Consider the following 5,806-nt stretch of genomic DNA (forward strand, 5'->3'; position numbering starts at 1 on the left):
CCGTCGCCTGCCAGTCCATCCACATTTCAACGTGCGCACGCGCCGCCGGGGCGGCCGGAAGCAGCGCCTCTCCGCCGTAGGCGTTGGCCAGATAGCGGCAAAGGGTATTCGACTGTCCCAGCACATGGTCTTCATCTATCAGCACCGGGATCATGCCATTAGGATTGATGGCGAGAAACTCAGGAGAGGACAGCGATAATGTCCCTTGTCCCCACGGCTCATGTTCAAACGGCAGCTCGAGTTCATGGCAGGTCCACAACACCTTACGTACATTGATGGAGGTTTCACGTCCGAGAATGGTGATCATAGCGAGACACCGACTTCTGAATGAGTGGGACCTCTGGTTATAGCACGAAAAATAAGACGGCGACCACACGAGGCAGCCGCCGTCCGACGTCATCACGTACTCAGCAATCGCGGGCTTATTTCACGACCAGCTTGCCGTCTTTCACCTCATAGTTTTTTTGATTATCAGGGCCGATATACGACCGGGCCGGATTACCGAACGCCACGCGGAAAAACGCTTCCGACATGACCGGCCGGTAGTGACTGGCGTCGTTAGGATCGCCCTGCCCGGTGTACCGCGCGATGTAAGGATAAGGATAAACCGGACGGGTCGCCTTCAGCTCAACGGCTGGCGACGCTATCGGCGAGCTTTTCTGTTGTACGCCGTGGAACTGCACTTCAGCCGCCGATTCCCCTTTCGCCGATGCGGCCGCAGGCGGCGTCTGACTTTTCACCTGCGCGGCTTTACCGGTCACGATCCACTTCGGCGCTTCGTCCCGCTCCGTCCAGGCCATCAGCGGCGTCAGCAGATCCATCTGGTCATAGCCGTCACCATTGCCGCAATGCCCGACGCCGGGCAGCAGGAACAGACGCATAAACTTATCGACAGAGGCTTTGCCCAGCGTGGTGCTCACGCCCCGATAGTAGGCCAGCGAGAACGCCGGGCTCACCGAATCGTCCGCCAGACCATGCCACATAATCAGCTTGCCGCCATGCTGCATGAAGGGACGCAGATTGGTGTTCGCCGCGTTATACAGCGGCGCCAGCTGCGCGACCGCATCAAAGTTTCTGCGATTGAGCGGAAAATCGCTCATTTTGGTAATGGGCTGTTTTCCGCCGGGCAACAGCGCCGACTGCAGGGCTGGCAACACCATCGTTTCGGACATAGAGCGCTCCGTCGCTTTGGCAGGCACCGGCCAGCGCAGCTCGGAACCTATCGGCAGGCCGCCGAGCACGAAGCGATTACCGGAGACATCCCCCGCTCCCGCATACAATTTTCGGGCGACTTCAATCTCATCCTGAGTCAGGCAGTCCGACTTATCGGTCTGCTGTTTAGCGCACCGCTTGACCCAGTTCGCCGAAAACGAGCAGGCATAGGGATTTTGCAGCAGGCCGTCGTTGACGCCGGACAGCGTCGGACAGTGTTTCAGCACCGCCTTATGCAGAATAGCCAGACGATCTTGCAGCAGGATTGCGGTGCCGTCCTGACGCTGATTCGCTACGCTGTTCCAGCCGTGGAAGAACGAGTTCTGGAACTGGAAAAACGCGGCTGGCGCGCCCGCCGCAATGCCGTTGAAATCGTCCGGATAACGCTGCGCTTCCATCAGGGCTTCGCGCCCGCCGTCGGAACAGCCCATGAAGTAGGCATAGCGCTGCGGCTGGCCGTAATACGCCGCCATCAACGCTTTGGCCAGCACCGCCGTCAGGTGGTTGGCGCGGTAGGCGAAGTCGATACGTTTCTGCGGATCTTCCGCCCACGAGGCATCCATCATGCTGCCCTGATGTCCCATATCCGTGGCAGCCACCGTGAACTCTCCGTTCATGGCAGGAACACAGCCGTTGGCGTTGGACAGGCGCAGGTTAATATTGCCGCACAGGCCGCCGCAGCCGACCTGCAGAAAACGCTGCGTCCAGCGCTCCGTCGGCAGCGCTATCTCCACGCCGATGGACGGCGCTATCGTCGCGGAGAGTTGGCAGAAGGCGCCCTTTTCGGTTTTCGTCAGCGCAGCCGAACGGATAGAGACCTGTTCGCCGACCGCGTTGGAAAACGCCATCGCCCCAAGCTGTTCGCAGGAGACCACCGGCTTGACCGCCGGGAGTTCGGCCGCAGAGGCATTCGATGCCGTCCAAGCGATAACACAGCAGGCGGCCAGCAGTTGGCATAGCCCGGTTACGTATTTCATCCCAGTCCTCATTGATCTGTTCCTGTCATGCGGGCGTGAGGCATGATACCGCGGCCCGACCCGCTACGGTGTCCGTGGTTGCGCATACTGGTGTCCATGTCGTGTGCCCGGATCACAGACGCGCAATAAGGTCATCAGATAGCGACGCATATTCTCAGCACAGAAATGATAACCGTTTGCGTCTTAACCCGGAGGCGGATTTTCACAACCTTTTCAATGCGCTAAAAAGTGGTTATCGCGAGCGTTAACGCTATGACGACAGCTTGCCCGCGCCGTGGTAGGTCTCCAGCCAATGCGCATAGGGCGCGGGAAGCACCCACTCTGGACGACCGATGTTCAGCGCCTGCGCCAGCACATACGGATAGTGCGGATTGGCCAGCATCGCTCTGCCCATCATCACTAAATCCACCTGTTTCTCCGCTACGACGCGTTCCGCCAGCGCTGGCTCGTCGACACCCCAGCCGACCGCGACCGGCACCCCGGCGCCGCGGCTCACTTTTTCGGCAATGGGCGCCAGCAGCGCGGGCGTCTCCCACGGAATGTGAGTGTCGGGAATGACGAAGTTGATGCTGACGTTCAGCATATCCAGTCCGCCCGCCCGCATCCGTCGTACCAATTCAATGGATTCCGCCAACGTTCGCTCATCGTGACCATCGAATTCGATCACGCCAAAGCGCGCGGTCAGCGGCAAATGTTCAGGCCAGACCTCGCGCACCGCCGCCAGCGTTTCCAGTAGGAAGCGACAGCGATTCTCCAGATTCCCGCCGTACCGGTCGTCGCGATGATTGCTATGCGGGGAGAAAAAACTCTGCGCCAGATAGCCGTGCGCGAAGTGTAACTCCAGCCATTCGAAACCGGCGTCGCGAGCGCGCCGTGCGGCGCTGGCAAAATGCCCCGTGACCCGGTCGATATCATCGAAGGCCATCGCTTTCGGCACGCGCGGCAATGCGCCGCCGTAAGCGATAGCGGACGGCCCCAGCGTTTCCCAGGCGCGCGGATCGTCCGCCGGTAAATGATCGTCGCCATCCCACGGACGATTCGCGCTGGCCTTGCGTCCGGCGTGCGCGATCTGGATCCCGGGGACGGCTCCCGCAGCCTTGATCGACGCCGCGATGCGCGCCAGCCCTTCCGCCTGTGCATCATTCCATAATCCCAGACAGTGCGGCGTGATGCGGCCTTCAGGCGACACCGCCGTCGCCTCGACAATCACCAGACCGGCTCCGCCCCGCGCCAGTCCCGCATAGTGAACCTGATGCCAGTCGTTGGTGAGTCCCTCGGTGGCGCTGTACTGGCACATCGGCGGCACCGCAATGCGGTTACGCAGGGTAATGTCCTTCAGTGTGAATGGAGTGAACAATACCGACATATCGAACCTCGCTTTCTGTGAATGGAATGGGCGGACGCCGATGTAGCGGAGTATTAGCGCAGGAGCAACGTCGAACGGGCCGCCCATTAAGCATGGTTGATTTGTGGATCTTTTGCCTGATTAACTATTCGTCCCGCCAATCATTCCGCGCGAAATCACTGTGCAACATGGGTATCCGGCTTTTGGGGGAGAGACTGCAAGGCATTACGGATGGGGAAAGCGATGCCCGTTTTCAGGCATCGCCACGTTTCGGTTCGAGGGGAAACGTCAGCGGTTTAACTGCGCCAAGCGACGTCGAGTCCGTCTCAGCCCAGTGAACCGCCGTCGATCGCATCAGAGGTAATACACCTTAGCGGTGCTGACGGAACAACCACTCCCGTATGGGTTCAATCGTGTAGGCGATGCGCCAAGTGTTGCGGTGTCCGCTCGCCCCGGCCCCGGACTCGTTGGGCGGAATTACCGTGCCTTTCGCAAACGACACATAGTTGATCGCACAATCTTCGGCCTCGAGCGCTTGACTGGCTTTGCGGAACTGATCGGCCGACCACGTCCCCTTCCAAACGGCGGTCGCCACCTTCGCGCCCTCTTTTTTCAGGACCTCGGTTATCGCGTTCTGCCCCGGAAAAGCCTTATCGTCATCCTGCGACACCAGAATCCACAATTTTTGTTTGGCGAGCGGTTTAACCAGCGCCGGATCCCACTGCCCCGCCACCAGGAACGACGCGGCGAAGAACGTCGGGTATTTGATGTTCATCGCCATCGTCATCATGCAGCCGCCGGACTGGCCGGTCGCGTAGAGTCGGTTGCGGTCAATACTGTAGCGTTCCGTCAGTGACGTAATGAGATGAAGGGTCGCGTCCAGCGCATCGGAGGTTTTCGAGTCGTCATCCGCGATAATTTCGGCGTATTGCGGCGCCAGCACGAACGCCGGGCGTTGAGCCTGATCGGACGGACTGGCCCACGCAATGGCGCCCAATCCCTGATAGAGCGTGGAACGGGTTACGTCGCTGGTGGCTCCGGCATCGTGCATAAACAAGACCAGAGGATAGGTCTGCTTCGGATCATAGTCCTTTGGCACAAACAGGTTGTAGCGCAGCATTTTGCCGGTTTTCGCATCGGTAAACATCAGCGATTCGAAGTCGTCGACGACCAGATTTTCGACCTTCGTCGTCGTCAGCGGGGTCGGCGTGGCGGCAAGGCGGCGACCGCTCTCGGTCTTGAGGTCGCCGGTTTGATGCACCTTGGCGACAGGGGTCGCATAAGCCGTGTCATACACCGGAATGTCCCCCGCTTTGCCAGGACCGCCGTGGCCGCCGGACGAGGGCGGCTGACCGCCGGGCTTGGCGTTCATTTTCTCCGCCAGCGGCGCGTTCGCATCCTCCGGCGATAGAATAACGATGACGAAATGCCCCTCGGCGGCCTGATCGGCAGGATGGGCCGACGTGCTGGCGAAGACGCCGGTGACCGTGCGGCCTTCCACACTGAAATCGGCTTTATTCAGGGACGCGCCGCTGATGGCTTCGTCATATTCTACGGCCACGGCGGTCAGCCGAATGCCGTCGCCGAAGACCTGCGTAATAGCGCTGGCGCCTTTGACTTCGCCGCTTACGCCCTGTCTGGCGAGCGCGGAGGTGTTGATGGCTATCATGGCGCCAGACAGCAGGCTCATCATCAGAAAATCACGACGTGTTGGCATGGTTAATCCTTTCATTGCTAGGTCGTTTAATCTCGTCGGTCGCATATGGCATCAGCATAATGCACCACCCTCGCTCACCATTCAGCCGGGCGGAAATATCGGCGCTGTAGACACGACGTCTACCCTAGACCACTTTCAGTCGCCATTGTTGCAATCTCCTGATGCCATTACGAATTTTTTACACTTGGCGCTACGATGGCTCGATAACAGAGAGGGGGAAAAGCGTAAAACGGCAGGTAAACCGCCTGTTCGCAGACAAAAACGGAGGCGTTTTCTCCACGGCAGAGAAAGCGGGACCGAACCGGCGGATAACGCACACCGGATCGCCCCTTTGACGGCAAGGTTAACGCCAGCCTAAGCCCGGCGCGACCTGCGTCAGTATCGATTCAATCACATGCGCGTTGTAGTCCACGCCCAGCTGATTGGGCACGGTTAACAGCAGCGTGTCCGCCTCGGCAATCGCCTCGTCCTGCGCGAGCTGTTTAATGAGCTGGTCCGGCTCGGCGGCATAGCTGCGGCCGAAAATCGCGCGCGTTTTATCATCCAGGAACCCGA

4 protein-coding genes and 1 pseudogene are annotated in these 5,806 nt (G+C 59.7%); all 5 read right to left on the reverse strand.

What is annotated here, in order from left to right:
• Positions 1–307, reverse strand: a 307-nt coding sequence (locus tag Q7O77_RS13710) for a glutathione S-transferase N-terminal domain-containing protein (RefSeq protein WP_304168321.1), incomplete at its 3' end; no start/stop codon positions are given.
• Positions 308–422: 115 nt separating this feature from the next.
• The gene (locus tag Q7O77_RS13715) at positions 423–2,189 is read right to left on the reverse strand and encodes a tannase/feruloyl esterase family alpha/beta hydrolase (protein WP_304168324.1); all 1,767 of its coding nucleotides are present in this window, start codon (positions 2,187–2,189) and stop codon (positions 423–425) included.
• 250 nt (positions 2,190–2,439) lie between these two features.
• The gene (locus Q7O77_RS13720) at positions 2,440–3,555 is read right to left on the reverse strand and encodes an NADH:flavin oxidoreductase/NADH oxidase (protein WP_304168327.1); all 1,116 of its coding nucleotides are present in this window, start codon (positions 3,553–3,555) and stop codon (positions 2,440–2,442) included.
• A gap of 349 nt (positions 3,556–3,904) precedes the next feature.
• Positions 3,905–5,251, reverse strand: coding sequence for a peptidase (locus Q7O77_RS13725; protein WP_304168330.1), 1,347 nt, complete (start codon positions 5,249–5,251; stop codon positions 3,905–3,907).
• Positions 5,252–5,594: 343 nt separating this feature from the next.
• Positions 5,595–5,806, reverse strand: a pseudogene (locus Q7O77_RS13730) (LLM class flavin-dependent oxidoreductase); the annotation flags it as partial.

Origin of the sequence: Lonsdalea britannica (assembly GCF_946477055.1) — a bacterium.
GTDB lineage: Bacteria > Pseudomonadota > Gammaproteobacteria > Enterobacterales > Enterobacteriaceae > Lonsdalea > Lonsdalea britannica_A.